21 protein-coding genes are annotated in these 19,384 nt (G+C 64.6%); 8 read left to right on the plus strand and 13 right to left on the minus strand.

The features are described from left to right. Positions 1-176: 176 nt before the first annotated feature. Positions 177-791 carry a 2-hydroxychromene-2-carboxylate isomerase gene (locus DVR09_RS11975; RefSeq protein WP_115417116.1) on the minus strand — a complete coding sequence of 205 codons (615 nt, stop codon included), beginning with the start codon at positions 789-791 and terminating at the stop codon, positions 177-179. Between the two features lie 50 nt (positions 792-841). Here DVR09_RS11975 and DVR09_RS11980 point away from each other — a divergent pair, with 50 nt between their 5' ends. Then, the gene (locus tag DVR09_RS11980) at positions 842-1,156 is read left to right on the plus strand and encodes an excalibur calcium-binding domain-containing protein (RefSeq protein ID WP_115417117.1); all 315 of its coding nucleotides are present in this window, start codon (positions 842-844) and stop codon (positions 1,154-1,156) included. A gap of 100 nt (positions 1,157-1,256) precedes the next feature. Further along, on the plus strand, positions 1,257-1,670 hold the full coding sequence (locus DVR09_RS11985) for a DUF6628 family protein (RefSeq protein ID WP_115417118.1): 414 nt from the start codon (positions 1,257-1,259) through the stop codon (positions 1,668-1,670). Here the strand turns inward: DVR09_RS11985 and DVR09_RS11990 are convergent. Next, entirely contained in the window at positions 1,667-1,879 is a 213-nt protein-coding gene (locus DVR09_RS11990; protein WP_369692533.1) for a PLP-dependent transferase, read from the minus strand. The two genes, DVR09_RS11985 and DVR09_RS11990, sit on opposite strands and share 4 nt — an antisense overlap. Positions 1,880-2,058: 179 nt before the next feature. Here DVR09_RS11990 and DVR09_RS11995 point away from each other — a divergent pair, with 179 nt between their 5' ends. After that, positions 2,059-2,820, plus strand: coding sequence for a hypothetical protein (locus DVR09_RS11995; RefSeq protein ID WP_115417119.1), 762 nt, complete (start codon positions 2,059-2,061; stop codon positions 2,818-2,820). On the opposite strand, the gene DVR09_RS12000 is transcribed toward DVR09_RS11995, so the two are convergent. After that, a complete protein-coding gene (locus tag DVR09_RS12000) occupies positions 2,817-4,022 on the minus strand; it encodes a trans-sulfuration enzyme family protein (protein ID WP_115417937.1) in 1,206 nt (401 codons plus the stop codon). The genes DVR09_RS11995 and DVR09_RS12000 overlap by 4 nt on opposite strands. Positions 4,023-4,062: 40 nt before the next feature. Then, a complete protein-coding gene (locus tag DVR09_RS12005; RefSeq protein ID WP_234041433.1) occupies positions 4,063-4,602 on the minus strand; it encodes a TetR/AcrR family transcriptional regulator in 540 nt (179 codons plus the stop codon). A 69-nt stretch (positions 4,603-4,671) separates the two neighbouring features. On the opposite strand from DVR09_RS12005, the gene DVR09_RS12010 reads away from it, so the two are divergent. Together DVR09_RS12010 and DVR09_RS12015 are read left to right on the plus strand one after the other, a co-directional pair. Continuing rightward, complete coding sequence (locus DVR09_RS12010; RefSeq protein ID WP_115417120.1) at positions 4,672-5,058, plus strand: DUF2834 domain-containing protein; 387 nt, start codon at positions 4,672-4,674, stop codon at positions 5,056-5,058. A gap of 43 nt (positions 5,059-5,101) precedes the next feature. After that, a complete protein-coding gene (locus tag DVR09_RS12015; RefSeq protein WP_115417121.1) occupies positions 5,102-6,373 on the plus strand; it encodes a phospholipid carrier-dependent glycosyltransferase in 1,272 nt (423 codons plus the stop codon). Positions 6,374-6,603: 230 nt separating this feature from the next. Here DVR09_RS12015 and DVR09_RS12020 read toward each other — a convergent pair whose 3' ends face one another. From DVR09_RS12020 to DVR09_RS12045, 6 genes are all read right to left on the minus strand, one after another. After that, entirely contained in the window at positions 6,604-7,743 is a 1,140-nt protein-coding gene (locus DVR09_RS12020; RefSeq protein ID WP_174223781.1) for a glycosyltransferase family 2 protein, read from the minus strand. Between the two features lie 32 nt (positions 7,744-7,775). Further along, entirely contained in the window at positions 7,776-8,843 is a 1,068-nt protein-coding gene (gene leuB, locus DVR09_RS12025) for a 3-isopropylmalate dehydrogenase (RefSeq protein ID WP_115417123.1), read from the minus strand. 114 nt (positions 8,844-8,957) lie between these two features. Beyond that, positions 8,958-9,557 carry a DNA repair protein RecO gene (gene recO / locus DVR09_RS12030; RefSeq protein WP_115417124.1) on the minus strand — a complete coding sequence of 200 codons (600 nt, stop codon included), beginning with the start codon at positions 9,555-9,557 and terminating at the stop codon, positions 8,958-8,960. A gap of 49 nt (positions 9,558-9,606) precedes the next feature. After that, positions 9,607-9,852: an accessory factor UbiK family protein gene (locus DVR09_RS12035; RefSeq protein ID WP_115417125.1), complete on the minus strand. Its 246-nt coding sequence runs from the start codon at positions 9,850-9,852 to the stop codon at positions 9,607-9,609. Positions 9,853-10,137: 285 nt separating this feature from the next. Next, the gene (locus DVR09_RS12040; protein ID WP_115417126.1) at positions 10,138-10,686 is read right to left on the minus strand and encodes a TspO/MBR family protein; all 549 of its coding nucleotides are present in this window, start codon (positions 10,684-10,686) and stop codon (positions 10,138-10,140) included. 99 nt (positions 10,687-10,785) lie between these two features. Continuing rightward, a complete protein-coding gene (locus tag DVR09_RS12045) occupies positions 10,786-11,502 on the minus strand; it encodes an SDR family oxidoreductase (RefSeq protein ID WP_369692534.1) in 717 nt (238 codons plus the stop codon). Positions 11,503-11,672: 170 nt separating this feature from the next. Here DVR09_RS12045 and DVR09_RS12050 point away from each other — a divergent pair, with 170 nt between their 5' ends. Beyond that, positions 11,673-12,809 carry an NAD(P)/FAD-dependent oxidoreductase gene (locus tag DVR09_RS12050; RefSeq protein WP_115417939.1) on the plus strand — a complete coding sequence of 379 codons (1,137 nt, stop codon included), beginning with the start codon at positions 11,673-11,675 and terminating at the stop codon, positions 12,807-12,809. A gap of 37 nt (positions 12,810-12,846) precedes the next feature. Here the strand turns inward: DVR09_RS12050 and gorA are convergent, their stop codons facing one another. After that, positions 12,847-14,199: a glutathione-disulfide reductase gene (gene gorA, locus DVR09_RS12055; RefSeq protein WP_115417128.1), complete on the minus strand. Its 1,353-nt coding sequence runs from the start codon at positions 14,197-14,199 to the stop codon at positions 12,847-12,849. A gap of 94 nt (positions 14,200-14,293) precedes the next feature. Further along, on the minus strand, positions 14,294-15,664 hold the full coding sequence (locus DVR09_RS12060) for a DEAD/DEAH box helicase (protein WP_115417129.1): 1,371 nt from the start codon (positions 15,662-15,664) through the stop codon (positions 14,294-14,296). A gap of 270 nt (positions 15,665-15,934) precedes the next feature. Between DVR09_RS12060 and DVR09_RS12065 the strand changes: the two genes are divergently transcribed. Both DVR09_RS12065 and DVR09_RS12070 read left to right on the plus strand, forming a co-directional pair. Further along, positions 15,935-16,726 (plus strand): alpha/beta fold hydrolase, encoded by a 792-nt coding sequence (locus DVR09_RS12065; protein ID WP_115417940.1) that lies wholly within the window; start codon positions 15,935-15,937, stop codon positions 16,724-16,726. Beyond that, positions 16,713-17,834 carry a PAS domain-containing sensor histidine kinase gene (locus DVR09_RS12070; protein ID WP_115417130.1) on the plus strand — a complete coding sequence of 374 codons (1,122 nt, stop codon included), beginning with the start codon at positions 16,713-16,715 and terminating at the stop codon, positions 17,832-17,834. Before DVR09_RS12065 ends, DVR09_RS12070 begins: the two co-directional genes overlap by 14 nt. Here the strand turns inward: DVR09_RS12070 and pgi are convergent. Continuing rightward, positions 17,831-19,381 carry a glucose-6-phosphate isomerase gene (gene pgi, locus DVR09_RS12075; protein WP_115417131.1) on the minus strand — a complete coding sequence of 517 codons (1,551 nt, stop codon included), beginning with the start codon at positions 19,379-19,381 and terminating at the stop codon, positions 17,831-17,833. The genes DVR09_RS12070 and pgi overlap by 4 nt on opposite strands. Positions 19,382-19,384: the final 3 nt, after the last annotated feature.

Raw genomic sequence — 19,384 nt, forward strand, 5'->3', positions numbered from 1 at the left:
TAGAGCACCTGCCAAGCTGTGCAAGCAAAACCGTGCGATTTTCCACCTTAAGCGTCTCGCCTGCCCTCCCGGCGTTCCTCTCGGTAAGGCTCGATCAACCGCGAAATTCCGGCCTTTTTGCCGCGATACCCCGGCCTCGCCGATCCGGCGAACCGAAGACGACTGGCTGCGCCGCGTTAGGGCCGGCCGCCGGCCAGATAGCTTTCGAGCTGGCCGAGGCGTTCCTTACCGAACCACATTTCGTCGTCGACGAAATAGGTCGGAATGCCGAAAGCCCCGCGCGCAACCGCCTGTTCGGTATTGTCCGCCAGTTCCGCCTTCACCGCCGCATCCTGCGTGGCGGCGAGCAAGCGCTCCGCATCGAGCCCTGCCCCGGCCAGTTCGCGCCCCACCACCTCGATATCGCCGCAATCGATATTACGCTCCCACACCGCCGGAAGCAGGGCTTCGACGATGGCGTGTCGCTCCGCCTCGTCGCCCGCCGCCACCAGTACACGCTGGGGCAGGATCGAATTGAACGGCAGAGCGGGGTGTATCCTGAACTTGTCCATCCCGTGACCGTCCAGAAAGCGCTGGAATTCGAGCGCGGCATAGGCGACCTTGCCCTTCACCCCGGCATCGCGCACCATCGGCGGGGCATTGCCGGTGAGCTTGTGCATCCCGCCGAGAAAGACCGGCGTCACCACCAGGCGCGCATCGGTCCGCGCCGCGATATCCTTCAGTGGATACCATGCAAGATAGCCATTCGGCGCGCCGAAATCGAAAATGTATTCGATGGTCTTCCGAGCCATTCGTTTCCCCTCGCTCCCCCCGATAGCCGTTTGATGCTATGCTTGCGAGGATGAAAGGCATCGCCCTCCTCCTGCCGCTCGCGCTGCTGGCCGCTCCGCCACCGCCCGCGCTGGCGCATCCGGGCGGGCTGAATGCGCAAGGATGCCATAACAACCGCAAGACGGGCGATTATCACTGCCACCGCAACCGGCGCGCAACGCCTCAACCACCCACATCGCAGATCAGGGGCGGCGTCTATTTCCCAAACTGCGATGCCGCCCGGGCGGCAGGCGCAGCGCCGATCCGGCGAGGAGAGGCAGGATATCGGCGAGCGCTGGACCGCGACAATGACGGGGTGGCCTGCGAAGCATCCCGCAGACGATAAAGGCACGTTATCGAAAAAGGGTGCCAAACGATACGGATCATATCCAGTCGCTACTTGCGAATGACTCGCATTAGCGTAGAAGGGCTGCAAAGGAGATCGCATGGCCCGTTCGCATGATTCGACCGCTCTCGAGTTGCCGTTGCCCGCCCGCCGCCACCAGACGCTCGGGCTGATTCTCATGCGGCGACTGGCGGCACACGGACTGCACGATGCCCGCGCAACCATGCTGGCGCTCGATGCAAGCGGTGCGGAATTTCGCAAGGTGTTGGTGCTGGCGCGGGCGCTGGTCATTGATCTGGCCCGAACCTCGCAGCGCCGGATTCTGCTCGCACCGTGCTGCGCGACCGGAATGACACGCGACGAAGGTCTGCTCATGGCGCTTATCGGCGGCGCCGGTCTCGACGTTCACGGCGTGCTGACCGACGATGCGCGCTGTGCCGTGGCGATGACGAGCGCCCATGCGCTGGGCGGAGAGCTGGAACGGATCGCGATCCGCAATAACTGGCGGCGCTAAAGCCCGGCGGCGGACAGCGCCCGGTCGAGGTCTTCCTTCACATCCTCGACATCCTCCGGCCCCACATCGATCCGCAGCAGGCCCTCGGTCACGCCTATGCAAACGTGATCGTCCTGCGTCATGCCCGCATGGGCGATGCTGGCCGGGTGGCACATCAGACTGCGCGCATCGCCGATTGTGTTGGGAGGTATCGACCAGCCCGAACGCATTGTCGCTCCGGCACCGGGGACACAGGTCGAGTGTTTCGAGCCCCGTCGGCCGATATCAGGCTGGATAGCCGTTGGGCGCGGCGAAATCGCAGATCTATTCGAGAGCCCAGGTCAGTCCATCATCGTCGATCCGTGGCGCACGCATGGCAACCGTTTTCGCACTCGGCAGTTGAGACGGCATGATCGCCCGTGCCGCACCCACTCTTCTGCTTCTGGCCGCCTGCAGCGCGCCATCGCCTTCTGGCGACAGTTCGCCTGCTTCCGCCGGCCCCTCCCCCGGCGCGAACGGAAATGTGCCTGCGGCATCATCCGATCCCTATTCGGAAAAGCTGCAATGGATGCTCGATCGGGCGGCCTTTGCCGAAGACCCCGAGGTACCGTGCCTCAAGCGCGAGTTCGAGCGGCCCGAATGGGTCGAGGACCCGGCCACGCGAACCCGGCTGCGCGAAGTGCGTTCCGACAGTTTCTGGCTCGGCCGCTGGGCACGCGAAGAACTCGGCGACCGGCTGGCCTATGCCACATTGACCTACGACTGGACGCCGGGGCCGGAGCGTATCTTTCCCGATGCGCCGCCGCCTTTGGTCTATGAAATCGCGGTGACGGGCTCGGAGCCTGTCAATCCCCCTCCGCTGGGCGACCGCGCCAAAGGCGTTCCGGTTAAGGTGCTCTACGATGTTCCCTACAGCCACGACCAGTTCATGGAACGGCGGCGGATCGGGCACGAGACCACGCGCAAACTGCTCGATACCAATGGCGAAGGCGGTTCACCCGAGACGGGCTGGGCGGTGATGATCGACGTCTATAGCGAGAACGGCAAACCCGACCCGCAAGCGCTCGCCCAGTGCGACCGGCTGCGGCGCGCCTACGATCTGCCGGTGCTGATGCAGTTTTCGAGCGGGCGCATGACCATGGACATGGGCGAGCTGGACCAAACCGACTAGAGCCCCGCCGCGCCAAGCGCGCGGTCGATATCCTCCTTGAGGTCCTCGACATCCTCGAGCCCCACATTGATGCGCAGCAGGCCCTCGGTCACGCCCATCTCGTCACGTGCTTCCTGCGTCATGCCGGCATGGGTTGTGCTGGCCGGATGGCACATCAGGCTGCGCGCATCGCCGATATTGTTGGAAATATCGACCAGTTCGAGCGCATCGAGAATGCCGAAAGCCGTCGCCCGGTCGCCCACGTCGAGGGCGAAGATCGGGCCGGTCGCGACCATTTGTTTGCTTGCGAGATCGTGGCGCGGGTGGCTGGGCAGGCCGGGATGCAGCATCTTCGGTACGCGGCCTTCCATGAATTGGCCGAGTTCGACTGCGTTCTCGCTCTGGCGCCGCGCGCGCAGGTCCAGCGTCTCGAGGCCCTTCATCACCACCCAGGCGTTGAACGGCGCGATATTGGGGCCGGTATTGCGCTGGAACGGCAGCAGCACCTCGTCGATCCACTCCTGCGATCCGCAGACCGCGCCTGCCAGAACCCTGCCCTGCCCATCCATCAGCTTGGTCGCGCTGTAGGCGACCACATCGGCGCCGAAATCCATCGGCTTTTGTAGCGCGCTGGTGGCAAAGGCGTTGTCGACCACCGTAGTAATGCCATGCGCCTGCGCGACGCCGCAAACATGCGCGAGATCGACCACGTCGAGCGTGGGATTGGCGGGCGTTTCGAAGAAGAAGACCTTGGTATTGGGCCGGATCGCGGCCTCCCAGGCGTCGTCGTCGGCGCTGTCGATCACCGTCGTCTCGATCCCGAAGCGCGGCAGCAGATGGTCGAGCAGCCAGCGACACGAGCCGAACGCCGCCCGCGCACCGACCACATGGTCTCCTACAGAAAGCTGGCACAGCAGCGCAGTGGTCATCGCCGCCATCCCGCTCGCCTGCGCGCGGCAGGCCTCCGCCCCTTCCATCAGCGCGATGCGCTCTTCCAGCATGGCGACGGTCGGGTTCTGGAGGCGCGAATAGGTCATCCCTTCCGCCTCGCCCGCGAAACGGTCGGCCACGGTCTGCGCGTCGTCATAGCTATAGCCGCTGGTGAGAAACAGCGCTTCGCTGGTCTCGCCATGCTCGCTGCGCCAGGTGCCGCCCCGCACGGCCTGAGTCGCGGGGCGCCACCCAGAGGTGATCGAACGGTCGGTGCCGGTAGTCTTCTTCATGGCTGGCTCGATAGCATGGCGCGTGCGTGCGGCAAGCAGGTCAGCCTTCCAAGGCGGCAAGCCCGGCTTCGGCGGTATCGCCCAGGCCCAGCGCATCGAACATCAGCGCCCCCTCCACCAGCGTCGCGACCAGCCTCGCCCCGCCCTTGGGATCGGGATCGTCGGGAGGCATGTGCGCCTCGAACCAGGCAAGCTGGCTGTCCATCATCGCCGAGGCGCTGGCGCGAAAGGCCTTGCCGCCCTTCGCCGAACCCGCGACGATTTCCCACCACAGCCGCAGGAAAGGCGCGAACATGGGCGCCCGGGCGATCGCGAGGAGGCGCTGGGCACAATCCTTGCGGCTGGCCGCGGGCTCGCTGGGATAGGCCATGTCGAGCGCCTGGGCATACATGGCCGCGACATGCGCGAGCAGCGCCTCGACCAGTGCGTCCTTCGAACCGAAATGATAGATCAGCATCCGGTCGCTGGTCCCGGCGGCCTTGGCCAATGGGCGCAGGCTGGCCCCGGCGAGCCCATGTTCGAGCACATGGGCGGCGAGCAGCGGCAGGAGGGCATCGCGGGACAGGGCGGGCTTGGACATTATTGCTTGTAGCACCTGCTACATTGAGCTACCAGTGTAGCGAGTGCTACATAGCCATCGGAGCCCATCATGACCACTCTCGATATCCTCTTCGTCGCCGGTATTGCGGGCGCCCTGCCCTTCGTACTGTTTCTGGCATTCGGCCGCCAAGTGCAAGAAAGCTTCCTTCTGGTCGCGCTGCTGGCCGGGGCCTTCTGGGTCTTCAGCGCCATCACGATCCTGCGCGAAGGCGTGCTCGGCTTCGTGCCCAACCACACGGTCAATCTGTGGGGCACGCAGGTGTGGTACGACCTGGTCATCTGCGTGGTCGTGGCGCTGACCTTCATCGTGCCGCGCGCGCGGGCGGTCGGCATGAATGTGCCGCTGTGGGTCATCGCCTGCGGGCTGAGCGCCTCGATCGCCCTGCTGCCGATGGTCGCGCGGCTGTTCTGGCTGGAACGGCGCACAACTTCCTGAACCCGCTTGAAGCGGGCGCGCGGCTTTCCTAAGCCGCTTGCCAATGAGCCGCGCGCCCGAGCAACCCAAGGATCCCTTGCGCTGGTGCGCCGCGCTGGCACTGCTTTTCTGGCTGGCCTGCCTGCCGCATCTCACCGTCGCCCAGAAACCCTATTTCGACGAGGTCCACTACCTCCCCGCCGCGCGCGAGCTGCTGGTCATGGGAGAGTTCACCAATCGCGAGCACCCGCTGCTGGGCAAGCAGCTGATCGCGCTCGGCATGGCCATGTTCGGTGACAATCCCTGGGGCTGGCGCCTGCTGCCCACGCTGTTCGGCACGCTCGCCCTGTTCGCCGCCATGCGGGCGCTATGGTTCGGCACGCTGAGCCGCTTTGCCACGCTTGCCTATGGCGTGTTGCTGGCGACGGGGTTCCACCTGTTCATCCACGCGCGGATCGCGATGCTGGACATCTTCTGCCTCGCCTTCCTCAGCCTCGCGGCCTGGCACTATGCCGCCGCCATCCGCCAGCCCGAACAGGGACGCTGGCGGCTCGCACTGACCGGTATCGCGCTGGGTCTCGCCATGGGCGCCAAATGGAACGCGCTCGTTATCGCCATGCTGCCCGGCCTCGCCTTTTTCTTCGTCCGCGCCGCAGCCGGGCGCCGCCGTTTGTTCCTGAGCCGCCGCGGCGCGCCCGTTCCAGGCACCACGCTGGTCGAGGCGACGCTGTGGCTCGGCGTGCTGCCGCTGGCGGTCTATGCCGCGACCTATCTTCCGGCCTTCTTCTTCCGCGTGAACCCGATTACCGAAGGTCTGCTGTTCCACCACCAGTTCATGCTGTCGCAGCAGGAACAGGTGCTCAAGCCCCATCCCTACCAGTCGACCTGGGAGCAATGGGTGCTGAACGCGCGATCGATCTGGTATCTCTACGAGCCGATCGATGGCGTGCAGCGCGGAATCATGCTGATCGGCAATCCGCTGACCATGCTGCTCGGCCTGCCCGCGCTCGCCTGGTGCGCCTGGCACGGCGTGGTCCGCCGCCACTGGACCGCATTGGGCGTGGTCGCGCTCTATGGCGTGAGTCTAGGGTTCTGGATCATGGCGAGCAAGCCGGTTCAGTTCTATTACCACTACGCCCTGCCCAGCATGGCGCTGCTCGCCGCGCTGGCGCTGGCCTGCGACGCATTGTGGCAGAACGGCTGGCGGAAAACCGCGCTTGCGCCGGTCGTCGGCAGCGTGCTGGTATTCGCCTGGTTCTATCCCATCATCAGCGGTGCGCCGCTGAAAGGGCCTGACAGTTTCGCCGTTTGGACCTGGCTGGAAAGCTGGAGGTGAGTTTTTCGCTGCGTGCGTGAGGCGCAGCCGCGCTTCCCTAGGCTGTGCCTTCCCGCTCCCCTCCCGGAGTCTTTGGTGGATGCGCCTTCGACATCCGTCGAAGGCTTGCGGCACCAGCCCACTCCCCACCCGGCCACCCATTCAGCATGATCCCATGGGTGGCCGGGTGGGGGAGTGGGCTGGTGCCACCGCAGGGCCGGGACCGATGTCCCGACCGCACGCAACAATCCCTAATACCTGCCCCACACGAAGCGGCTCGAAAGCGCGTAGTTCCACACCGAGCCGATGCCGATGCCGACCAGTGCGGCCAGCACTTCGTGAAGGCCGCGATCATACAACGTGGTCGCCACCGCGACATTGGCGAAGGCGCCGATCGAGCAGGCCACGATGAAACTGAGCCAGCCCCAGAACACCTTGTCCGCTTCTTTCAGGCGGCGATCGCGGTAGGTCAGGAAGTTGTTGAGCCAGAAATTGAAGGTCATCGCCCCGAACGTCGCGACCGCCTGGCTCCAGCCGAAATTCGTCCCGACGATCAATAGGAAGGCATAAAGGATCGCCATGTGCACGCCGATGCCGATAACCCCGACCGTCCCGAACAGCGCGAAGCGTGTGGGAATGACGCGGCCGAAGCTCTTGTCATAAAGACCGGCGAGAAAATCGAGGGCAATCGCACGATCGAGCTTGCTTTCACCGGAGCGGCGAGCGGAGAAGTTCATCGGAAAATCCTTCACCTTGAGCGGTGTGTCGGAAGTGGCGAGCAGGTCGAGCAATATCTTGAAGCCGATGCCCGACAGGTTGGGCGCCAGGCGGCGCGCCGTCGCGGTGGGCAGCAGGAAAAAGCCGCTCATTGGGTCGGACAGGTCCACGCCGGTCAGCTTGCGGGCGAGGAAATTGGCCACGCTCGACAGCTTCTCGCGGTCGGGACGCCCCCATTCCTCCATGCTCGCGCCTTCGGCGAAACGGCTGGCCACGGCCACCTCTGCTTCTCCCGATTTCACCGCTGCAAGCATATCGACAAGCAGCCTGGGATCGTGCTGGTGGTCGGCATCCATCACCGCGACATAGGGCGCGGCAGTGGCGCAAAAGCCTTCGATCGCCGCACTCGACAGGCCCCGACGGCCGATCCGCTGAATGACCCGAACGCGCGGGTCGGACAGCGACAGACGGCGAGCCTCGTCGCTGGTCCCATCCGACGAATTGTCGTCGACGATCAGCACCTCCCAGCCCGAGATGCCCAGCGCATCCTCGATCCGCTCGACCAGCGGTTCGAGATTGTCGCGCTCGTTGAGCGTCGGCAGGATGATGGCGAGGTCCAGCGGACGGGCGCTGGAGACGGTATTGGCTATGGAGGGCTGCGTTTCCGGGGTCATATCCATTGCATGACCCGGTTATGCCGCATTCCTCAAGATATGGTTACCAGCTTCCTAACAATCGCATCGCCGATCTCGCCCGTCGAAGCGCTGCCGCCGAGGTCGCCGCCAAACACGCCATCGGCCAAAATGCCCTCGACCGCGCGCTCGATTCGCGCCGCGTCTTCCTCCCGCCCGAGCGAGTGGCGCAGCAGCATCGCGAGGCTCAGCGCGGCGGCCACCGGGTTCGCCTTGCCCTCACCCGCAATGTCGGGTGCGCTGCCATGGATCGGCTCGTAAAGGCCGAAAGTGCCATAATCGGTCTGCCGTTCGCCGAGCGAGGCGCTGGCGAGCAGGCCAATCGACCCGACGCAGGCAGAGGCCTGATCCGACAGGATATCGCCGAACAGATTGCCGGTGACGATCGTGTCGAACTGGCCCGGCGACTTCACTAGCTGCATCGCGGCATTGTCGACATACATGTGATCGAGTTCGACCTCGGGATAGTCTTTCGCCACCTCGATGATCGTCTCGCGCCAGATCCGGCTGGTTTCGAGGACATTGGCCTTGTCGACGCTGGTCAAGCGCTTGTTCCGGCCCATCGCGGCGCGGAAGGCGGTATGCGCGATGCGGCTCACTTCGGCCTCGTTATAGGACATGGAGTCCCACCCCTCGCGCCCGCCATCGCTCACCCGTTCGCCCTTGTCGCCGAAATAGACATCGCCATTCAGCTCGCGCACGACGAGCAGGTCGATGCTGCGCGCGACTTCGGGTTTGAGCGAGGACAGGTGTTCGAGGCCGGGAAAGCCAGCCGCCGGGCGCAGGTTCGCGAACAGGCCAAGCTCGCTGCGCAGGCCGAGGATCGCCTGTTCGGGCCGCAAGTCGCGCGGCAGGTCGTCACAGGTGAAATCGCCCACCGCGCCGAACAGCACGGCATCGGCGGCGCAGGCCATTTGCAGCGTTTCCTGAGGGAGCGGATGCCCATGGCGGCGGTAGGCCACAGCGCCGACATCGCCCTCTAACAGCGTCAAACCGGGCAGCGCGAGTTCATCGAGCACGCGCAGCGCCTGTGCCGTAACCTCGGGACCGATCCCGTCGCCTGCGAAAACTGCAATCTTCAAGTCACTACCTCGCCATTGCGAGCGGCACGGCCGCGCGGCAATCCATGGACCGACAATGCGGCTACCGAAACGCCATGGATTGCTTCGTCGCCAGCGGCTCCTCGCAATGACCGATCAGGATATCATCCGTGCCAGCCGCTGCCTGAGGAGTTGCCGTGCAGCTAGGACGTCGGCCCGGGTATCGGCAAGCAGGTAGCGTGCGATAAGCGGTTCCTGGCGGTCGAGAATTTCCAAGGCCTGCCCAAGGTCCGCTATCGCGGGCCGCTCGCCACCATAGCCCAGCTCGCGCAGCAGCAGCGTCTCGTAGATGGCCAGCGCCTCAACCCACTGGCGCGCAGCATCGGCCGAACAGATCGCATCGAGCAGTCCGCCGAGCGCCGCGTAAAGCGTGGGATAGGGGTTGCGCTCGGGCAGTGCCGCGGCGGTGAGCGCGGTGGCCCATGCGATGGCGGCGGACGATAGCGGTTCGGACAGCCACGGCCCCCGGCTCCGCACCAGCTCCAGCCTGGCGAATGGTAGCTGGCTGTCCGACTTGGCGCGGATGTCCGCCTGCACCACGTTTCCGGGGATCATTACCGGCCGCAACTGCCGCCCGCGCCCGCCCGCGACATAGGCGGCAACCACTCCGCTCTCTTCGGTGAGCAGCCGCGCGATCACCGCCGTTTCCCCATGCGGGCGCGCGGCGATCAATATAGCGGGTGCGGTGAGGTGCATGGGCTGCCCTGTAGCACCATCCGTGGCCCTGCCTTCGCAGGGGCGACGGTCACTTGATCTTGGCTTCCAAAGCCGCGACGCGGGCCTTGAGGTCTTCCGCTTCTTCGCGGGCCTTGCCGGCCATCATCTTCACCGCGTCGAATTCCTCGCGGCTGACGAAATCCATCCCACCGAAGGTTTCCTTCGCCCGTTCGCGCGCGGCATCGCGTGCCTCGCGCCCCATGCCGGCAAGCGTACCGGCCGCCGAATTGGCGAGTTTGACGAAATCGGCGATCAACGGGTTCTGAGATTGCATCCCGTCCCCTTGGGACGCGATGCGGTTTTTGTCTAGCCTCAAGCGCCGGCGGCCGCATCCGCAGCCTTAGGCTTTCCTCGCTCATGCGACCTGAAGGTCGCATCGCTGCGGGCGCGCAGTCGCGCTTGCCTCGCCTGCGGCTCGGATCGGCGCAGGACAGCTTGATCGCGCATGATCCGTCCACGACCAGTGGACGGCAAGGCCGACCGGCCGCCCGCAGCGGGCGCAGCTTGCTGCGCGTCTAGCGAGGACGAACCCGCGGAGGCGGGTTCGAAAGACAAGAATTCAAATCCTCACCCGTTCGACCGCGCCGTCAGGATCGCCACCATCCGCATCGGGATTGAGCTGCAAAAACTGGTAATTCAGCGCGGTCGCGAAGCAGACCCAGGCGAGATAGGGCAGCAGCAGAACTGCAGCCAGTTTCCGCACGCGCCAGAACAGCGCGATGACCACCAGCAGGGTGAGCACGATTGCAACCAGCAGGAAAAGCGCCCCGGCGATCTGCTGCGCCCCGAAGAACACATAGCTCCACGAAAGGTTGAGCAGGAAATGCACCGCGAAGACCCATAGGGCGGCGGTGCGCCCGCGTGCGCCCCAAGCCGAAGCGACGAGCGCCACCGACAGGCCGATCATCGCATAAAGTATCGTCCAGACGATACCGAACCATTTGGGTTCGGGGTAGATATCCGGCTTTGCGAGGCTCTGGAACCAGGCGGTGTCAGGGCTGCCCAACATCCCCGCAAGGAAGCCCAGCAACACGCAAAGTGGAACCGTGAAAAGTGCCCAGCGAATGAAACTTGCGCGCAGCTGCCCGCGCGACGCCAGCATGTTCATGCGAATATCCCGTCAGCGATTCGTTTCATGCGCCTTGTGACGAGCCCTTGGCCCAGTGGCAATGCGCCGGCGCGATTCGTACCCGGGTGGGGCGGTGTTTTAAAACCGCAGCATCACTTTACGCGCCAATGCCGGCGAAGCGGAGTGAACCGCCTTCAGTATCTTGACCATGCCGACATTGGCTTCCGACTGCCCCTTCTCCAGCGCGTGGACGATCTGCCGCGCGCATTCTTCGGGCGGCATCTTCTTGTTGGTGCGTCCGGCGGTCATCTGGGTGTCGACCACCGGCGGCAGCGCCTCGATTACCGCGACATTCGTATCGGCCAGTTGCGCGCGGATCGCCTGCGTATAGCTGCGCAGCGCCGCTTTGGTCGCGCAATAGACCGGGCCGCCCGCGCGCGGCGCGATGGCAAGCCCGCTGGTGACATTGACGATCGCCGCCTCGGGCCGCTGTTTCAGCCGCGGAACAAGCGCGGTAATCAGCCGGATCGGCGTGTTGAGATTGGTATGGATGCAATCGTCCGCCGCATCCGCATCGGGCGCGGCTTCGCGGAAATCGTGGTCGACCCCCTGGCCGGCATTGTTGACCAGCACATCGATGATGCGGTCTCCCAGCGCATGAAGAATGCGCTCGGCGCCGAGCGGGGTGTGAAGATCCGCCTCGATCGCCTCGAACCCGCGCTTGCGCATTGCCTCCAGCCGCTTGAGCGAACGCCCCGTCACGATCACCTCGGCGCCCTTGTCCCTGAGTTGGAGCGCCATCTGCTCGCCGATACCTGCCGTGCCTCCGGTGAGGAGCACACGCTTGCCATTCATGTCCATCAGGCTTTCACTATCCTTTTTTCCACGAGGCTGCGAACGATGGGGCGCGGTGTGCGTTCCGGCAAATCCCCTTCCGAAACATCGCGCCAATTGCCGCGCCTGCCCCTATCTCTTGCCGGGCGGGAGGCTACGCCGCAAGGGCATGAGCGGCAATGGAGACGCGTATGAAACAGGTCGACTACCTCGTGGTGGGTGCTGGCATCGCCGGATTGTCGGCGGCCGCGCGGCTGGCGCGCCATGGCGAGGTCGTCGTGTGCGAAACAGAGGCGGCGCCGGGTGTGCATTCCTCGGGCCGCAGCGCCGCCTTTGCGCATTTCGACATGGATGCGCCGCTGGTGCGGGCGCTGACGGCGGCGAGCCTGCCGCTGCTGGAAGAGCCCGCCGCCCGCCCTCACCCCGCGCTGTTCGTCGCGCTCGATGGACAGGAAGACATGCTCGACCGGCTGGAGGTGAACTATCGCCAATGGTCACCGCAGGCACGCCGCCTGTCGGCAGGCGAAGTGCGTGACCATGTTCCCGTACTGCGCGAAGGCGAAGGCGGGATCACTGGAGCGCTGCTCGATCCTGCGGGCCGCAAGCTGGATGCCCATGCCTTGCTCGAAATGCATCGCAAGGCGCTGATCGCGCGGGGCGGATCGGTTGCCGTCAAGGCGCCGGTGGCTTCGCTGCATCACGATGGCACGTGCTGGATCGTCGATACGCCGGGCACCAGCTATGCCGCGCGCGTGGTGATCAATGCGGCGGGAGCATGGGTGGACGAAGTGGCGCGTCTCGCCGGTGTGGCTCCGATCGGTATCCGCCCGCTGCGCCGCACGGTCATCACCTTCGACGTGACGGTGGACGTTTCCGCCTGGCCCTTCACCAAAACAGTCGGCCCCGGTTTCTACATCGAACCCGAGGGGAGCGGCCGCCTGCTCGCCAGCCCGATGGACGAAGGCGAAAGCGGCCCGTGCGATGCCCAGCCAGAGGAGGAGGACGTGGCGCTCGCCGCCTGGCGGGTGGAGGAGGCCACCACGCTTGCCATCCCCCGCCTGGCAAGCAAATGGGCGGGACTGCGTAGCTTTACCCCGGATCGCTTGCCCGTGGCTGGCTTCGACGTGGCAGCACAGGGCTTTTTCTGGCTGGCGGGCCAGGGCGGCTTCGGCCTCCAGACCTCACCTGCCATGTCATTGGCCACAGAAGCGCTGGCCATGGGGGGCGAATGGCCGGAGGAATTGCGGGCGGTGGGGTCGACCAAGCGGCGCTGGCAACGGATCGGCTGCGCTAAAAGTCCCAAGCCACCCGCCTCCCGGTTCCTGTAGCAAGGGGGCGGACTGTGGACCGCCCTTTGCAGCTGCCCTAGCGCATCAGCACCAGCTCTTCCGCCATGGTCGGATGGATAGCGGTGGTCGCGTCGAAATCGTCCTTGGTCAGCCCGGCCTTCACAGCGATCGCGGCGGCCTGCATCATTTCCGCAGCCTCCGGCGCGATCATGTGGATGCCGACGATTTCGCCGCTCTCTCCGTCGCAGACCATCTTGAACAGGCTGCGCTCGTTGCGTCCCGCCAGAACGTTCTTCATCGGCCGGAAGTCCGACTGATAGACCTTGACGCTGCCAAGCTTGTTCTTCGCCTCGCCCTCGGTCATGCCGACCGCCGCGATGGGAGGATGGCTGAAGACGGCACTGGGAATGCAGGAGTGGTCGACCGCCAGCGGCTCGTGCCCGCCGAACACGGTGTCGGCAAAGGCCTGCCCCTCGCGGATCGCCACCGGCGTCAATTGCACTCGATCGGTCACGTCGCCCACGGCATAGATGTGATCGATATTGGTCTTGCTGAACCGATCGACCTTGATCTCGCCATTGTCGCCCACTTCGATACCTGCCTTGTCGAGGCCGAGCCCTTCCACATTGGGCACGCGCCCGGTGGCGAACATCACCTGGTCGACGCGCTCCTCGTCGCAATCGGTCAGCTTGACGAAATAGCCGCCATCCTCGCACGGTTTGATATATTCGAACTTCGTGTTGAACTTGAACTCGATGCCTTTCATGATCGAGATCTGCAGCAGCCGGTCGACCAGTGCGGGCTCATAGCCGCGCAGCAGCTTGTCGCCGCGGTTGACCAGCGTCACCTTGCTGCCGAACTCGTTAAAGATGCCCGCGAATTCATTGGCGATGTAGCCGCCGCCAGCGATGATGATGCGCTCCGGCAACTTGTCGAGATGGAACGCCTCGTTCGAGGTGATGGCATGTTCCGCACCCTCGCATTCGGGCAGGCGCGGCCGAGCGCCGGTGGCGATCAGAATGTATTTCGCCGTGACCTTCCTGCCGCTCGCCAGCGTGATCTCGTGAGGGCCGGTAATCTCCGCGCGTTCATGGAAGATGGCGACATCGTGGTTTTCGAGCGTGTCGGTATAGGCACCCTCGAGCCGGTCGACATCCTTCAGCACATTTTCGCGCAGAACCGCCCAGTCGAATTCGCAATTCTCGGTTTTCCAGCCGAAGTTTCGCGCATCCTTCAGATCCTCGGCGAAATGCGCCCCATAGACGAGCATCTTCTTGGGCACACAGCCGCGGATGACGCAGGTGCCGCCGACCCGGTGCTCTTCGGCGATCGCGACCTTTGCCCCGTGAGCCGCCGCCACGCGGCTGGCGCGCACGCCGCCGGAACCGGCACCGATGGTGAAAAGGTCGAAATCGTATTGCTCGGACATGCGGCAGCTCCGTAATTAGCGCAGGCGTGCGATATGGCCCGCCATACGCATTTGCCAAGGCAGGAGTTACAGGGAAGCCGCCCCTGGCTTCGGATTAACGCCCCGCGCGGCGTCGGTTGCGATTGCGCGAAGGACGACCGCCGCCCGGCTTGCCACCGGGTGCACCGTCGCGCTTGGGCGCGCCGGCGCGGTTGGGGTGCTTGTTCTTGGGCTTGGACCGGCGCGCCGCGGCATCGCCGGTGGGGCGAACCTTGGGTTTGGCCATGCGCTGGCCGGGAGCCGCGCGCTTGGTCGGCCCGACACCTTCAACAACTGCGCGGAAATTGTCCGGCAGCGGCAGGCGCTCGAATTCGGCGTCGGTCTTCTTGCGAATGTCCTTCAAATAGTCGCGCTCGTCCTCGGCACAAAAGGCAATGGCGATGCCGTCCTTGCCCGCGCGCGCCGTGCGCCCGATGCGGTGGACATATTGTTCCGGCACATTGGGCAGTTCGTAATTGATCACATGGCTGACGCCCGGAATGTCGATCCCGCGCGCGGCCACATCGGTCGCGATGAGGATCGGGGTCTTGGCGCGCTTGAATTCGTCGAGCGCGCGTTCGCGCTGCGGCTGGCTCTTGTTGCCATGGATGGCATTGGCCGGGATGCCGACCTGCGACAGCTTCTTCACGATCCGGTCGCAGCCGTGCTTGGTCCGCGCGAAGATCAGCACGCGCTCGAACTTGCCGGGCACCTGGTGGCGTTCGGACAGGATCATTTCGAGCAGCGTCTGTTTTTCGTCCTGCTGGACCATGAAGAGGAACTGGTCGATCCGCTCGGCCGTGGTGCTTTCGGGCGTCACCGAGACCTTGACCGGATTGCGGCAATATTTGCCGACCAGTTCCTGGATCTGCTTGGGCATGGTGGCGCTGAAGAACAGCGTTTGGCGGTCTTCGGGCACGAGCTGGCTAATGCGGCGCAGCGCGTGGATGAAGCCGAGGTCAAGCATCTGGTCGGCCTCGTCGAGCACCAGCACTTCGACCTTGTCGAGGGTGAAGGCCTTCTGGTCGATCAGGTCGAGCAGGCGGCCCGGCGTGGCCACGAGGATATCGGTTCCGCGATGCAGCTTGTTGCGGTCCTTATTGACCGAGGTGCCGCCGACGATGCTGTGCACCTTAAGGCCCGCAAGCGCGCCGTAATCCTTGGCGCTCTGGGCGATCTGGCCTGCCAGTTCGCGCGTCGGTGCAAGCACCAGCATGCGGCAGGACTTAAACGGCGTCTGCCTGTCGGCTTCGCGCAGCCGGTCGATACTGGGCAGCATGAAGGCGGCGGTCTTGCCGGTGCCGGTCTGGGCGATCCCCATGAGATCGCGGCCTTCGAGCACGGGCGGGATCGCCTGCGCCTGGATCGGCGTGGGTTCATTGTAGCCCTTGAGGTCGAGGGCCTGGAGGACGGGCTGCGATAGCCCGAGGTCGGAAAACTGAGTCATGATTACTCGCATTAAACATGCGGCGCGCCGTCGGTTCCAAGGCGGAATCCGGGCGCGGTCGCGGGGTTTGAAACCACCCGCGTGAATTGGGAAGTCTTGGAAGATGAACCGAGGCGCGGCCGGGGCGATGGATGTAACGTCATCGCCGCTTCACGCTGGCTAGCGCGCTTCGATGGCGTGCATGTGGTGCAGGGCGTGATGAAAGTCAAGCCGTACGAGGGTTTGCGTGTAACCTTGGAATTAACCGATAGGCTGGTAACAATCCCCCACATGATTGAGACGCGCAATAATATCCGGACCTTCGGCTCGGGATCCCCCACCCTCCTGTTCTCCCACGGCTTTGGCTGCGACCAGAGCATGTGGGAACCGGTGGCCAACCGGTTGGCAGATTCCTTCCGCATCGTGCTCTTCGACCATGTCGGGGCCGGACGCAGCGACCTGAGCGCATATGACAAGGCGAAATATGCGAGCCTGGACGGCTATGCACGCGACGTCGTCGAGGTTGCGCGATCGATCGACACGCCGGATCTGGTGTTTGTCGGCCATTCGGTCAGTGCGATGATCGGCGCGCTCGCGGCCATCGAGGCGCCCGATCTCTTCAAGCAGCTAATCATGGTCGGCCCCTCGCCTCGCTACATCGACGACGGGGACTATACTGGCGGCTTCGACCAACAGCAGATCGAAGAACTGCTCGAATTCCTCGACAACAATCACCTCGGCTGGTCGGCCGCCATGGGACCGGCGATCATGGGCAATCCCGACCGCCCCGAACTGGGCGAAAGGCTGACCAACAGTTTCTGCAACACCGATCCGGATGTCGCGCGCGATTTTGCGCGGGCTACCTTCTTCTCGGACAATCGGGCGGATCTGTCGGCGGTGCCCGTCCCCACGCTGGTTCTGCAATGCAGCGAGGATATCATCGCCCCGGTCGAGATCGGCAAATATGTCGCCGAGAATGTACCCGACAGCTCGTTCGTGCAATTGGAGGCGACCGGGCACTGCCCCAACCTGAGCGCACCGGATGAAGTCGCGCAGGCAATCCGGCACTATGTCCGGGCCTGACCCGACCGAGGATCTCCTCGACCTCTATGAAAACGCGCCGTGCGGCTACCTGTCGCTCGCCCCAGATTCAACGATCGTACGGGCCAATCGAACCCTGCTCGGCTGGCTCGATCTATCGGCTGACGATCTGGTCGGGAAACCCCTGCGCGACTTGCTCGGAACCGGTGGGCGCATCGCCTACGAAACGCACCTTGCCCCGCTGCTGCGCCTGCAGGGCTTCGTTTACGAGATCGCCCTCGACTTGAGATGCGACCACGGGCTCGTGCCCGTAATTGCCAATGCATCGGAAAAGCGGGACGAATCGGACAACCATCTTTTCACGCGCCTGACGCTGTTCCTTGCGGAAGACCGCCGAAAATACGAACGCAACCTTCTCGAGTCGAAAATCCGCGCGGAATCCGAAACGGAACAGCGCGATCGCGAGGCCGAATTGCGCGAGCAGTTCATCGCGGTCCTGGGCCACGATCTTCGTAACCCCGTGGCTGCGCTGAAAGCGGGAACCGGCCTGCTTAAGGACTCCGGCAATCTCGACACCGAAGATCGTGAAATCGTCACCCACATGGACTCGACGATCGATCGCGCGATCGAGCTGATCAACAATGTCATGGATTTTGCCCGCGGCAGGCTGGGATCGGGTATCTCGCTGGAACTCCAGCCGACGCCGGACCTCGACAGGAAGCTGGAAATCGTCATTGTCGAAGCGAAAACGGCAAGGCCCGACCGCGACATCCGCAGCGAGATTGCGATCGGGACATCGGTGGAGTGCGATCCAGATCGTTTGGCCCAGCTCCTTTCGAATCTTCTTTCGAACGCCCTGCATCACGGCAGGCACGATGCCCCGGTCATGGTGAAGGCAATAACGACGCGGGACAAACTGGAAATCTCGGTTACGAATTCGGGCACGCCCATTCCTGCCAATGTCCTCGAGACTCTGTTTCAACCGTTCGATCGCGGCTCGAAACAGGGCAATCACGATGGCCTGGGACTGGGCCTGTTCATCGTCGACCAGATCGCCACGGCGCATGGCGGACGGATGGAAGTCGCCTCCGATGAGGGCGGGACAACCTTCAAGCTCGTCATCCCGTCCAAGGAAAGCGAACAGCGCTAGGCCAAGCCGGCCGCCTTCACCAGCGCCTCGGTGCTGGCGTCGAACGCCTCTCCGCCCTTTTCGATCGCCTTGGCCATCGCCTTGCCGAGTTCGACGCCGAACTGGTCGAAGGGATTGATGCCCATCAGCACGGCATTGGCGAAGGTGCGGTGTTCGTGGAAGGCGATCAGCGCGCCCAGCGCGGCGGCGTCGAGATCGTCGCACAGGATCGTCGCCGAGGGGCGGTCGCCGGGGTAGTTGCGCGCGGGGTCCTCTCCCGCCTTGCCCGCCATCAGCGCGGCGCCTTGGGCGAAGCAGTTCATCAGCAGGATGCGGTGGTGCGCAGGGTCGAGCTCGTCGCCCGGCGCCACGCTGGCGATGAAATCCACGGGGATAAGGTGCGTGCCCTGGTGGAGGAGCTGGAACACCGCGTGCTGCGCATCGGTGCCCACCCCGCCCCAGGTAATCGGCGCGGTCGGGCCGTCCACTGGCTGCATGTCGGCAGTAACGCGCTTGCCGTTCGATTCCATTTCGAGCTGCTGGAGGTAGTCGGGGAACAGACCGAGGCGTTCGTCATAGGCGAAGACCGCGCGCGTTTGGCAGCCGCGCACACGGCTGTAGTAGAGATCGGCAAAACTCGCGCGTAGCACGAGATTGGCCGCCCCGTCGGTGTCGCGAAAGTGTTCGTCCACAGCCTTGGCGCCCGCCAGCATGACGCGGAAATCGTCCATCCCGACCGCCATCGCGATGGGAAAGCCGATCGAAGACCAGATCGAATAGCGCCCGCCAACGCTTTCCTGGAACGGCAGGATGCGCGTCTCGTCGACGCCCCATTCGACCGCGCCTTCGGGATTGGCGGTGAGCGCGATGACGCGGCCGCCGGGGTCCGAAACACCGTTATCGGCAAGCCATTTGAGAGCCGACCGAGCGTTGGTCATGGTCTCGATGGTGGTGAAAGTCTTGCTGGCAACCGCGATCAGCGTTTTGGCCGGATCGCACTTGGCAAAGGCCGCTTCCAGCGCGACACCGTCGATGTTGGAGACGACGTGGACGTCGCAATAGGACAAATCGCGGCTCAGTGCGTCGACGCCCAGCGCCGGCCCCAGCGCGCTGCCACCGATACCGATGTGGATGAGGTGCTCGATCTCGCCCAGCGCGCCCTGGTGGATCGCGTCCACCAGCATGCCCATACGGTCGATCAGCGCCATCGCCTCCTCGACCTTGGCTTCGTCGCCCGTGCCGCGCAGCGTAGCATGGTCGGCCGCGCGTCCTTCGGTCGGGTTGACCACCTCGCCGCCGAACAGCTTGGCGCGCATGCCGGTAAAGTCCATCGCTTCGGCCAGCTCCTCGAACGCCGCGATTACCGCGCGGTCGAGATGCGTCTTCGACCAGTCGAACAGGATGCCGCCTTCGCCCAGCTCGATCCGGTCCGAGAGCATCGCCACGCGCTCCGCCCCGCCGGGTTCGTCCGCGCCCTCGCCGCCGTCGCGGACCGCGCTGAACAGCTCGCCCAGCGTCGGGCGCGGCAGGTTTTCGAGCTTGTCCCAGATCGCGGCGGAAGAAGTCATGGC

It is taken from the genome of Erythrobacter aureus (assembly GCF_003355455.1).
Classification (GTDB): Bacteria; Pseudomonadota; Alphaproteobacteria; order Sphingomonadales; family Sphingomonadaceae; genus Qipengyuania; species Qipengyuania aurea.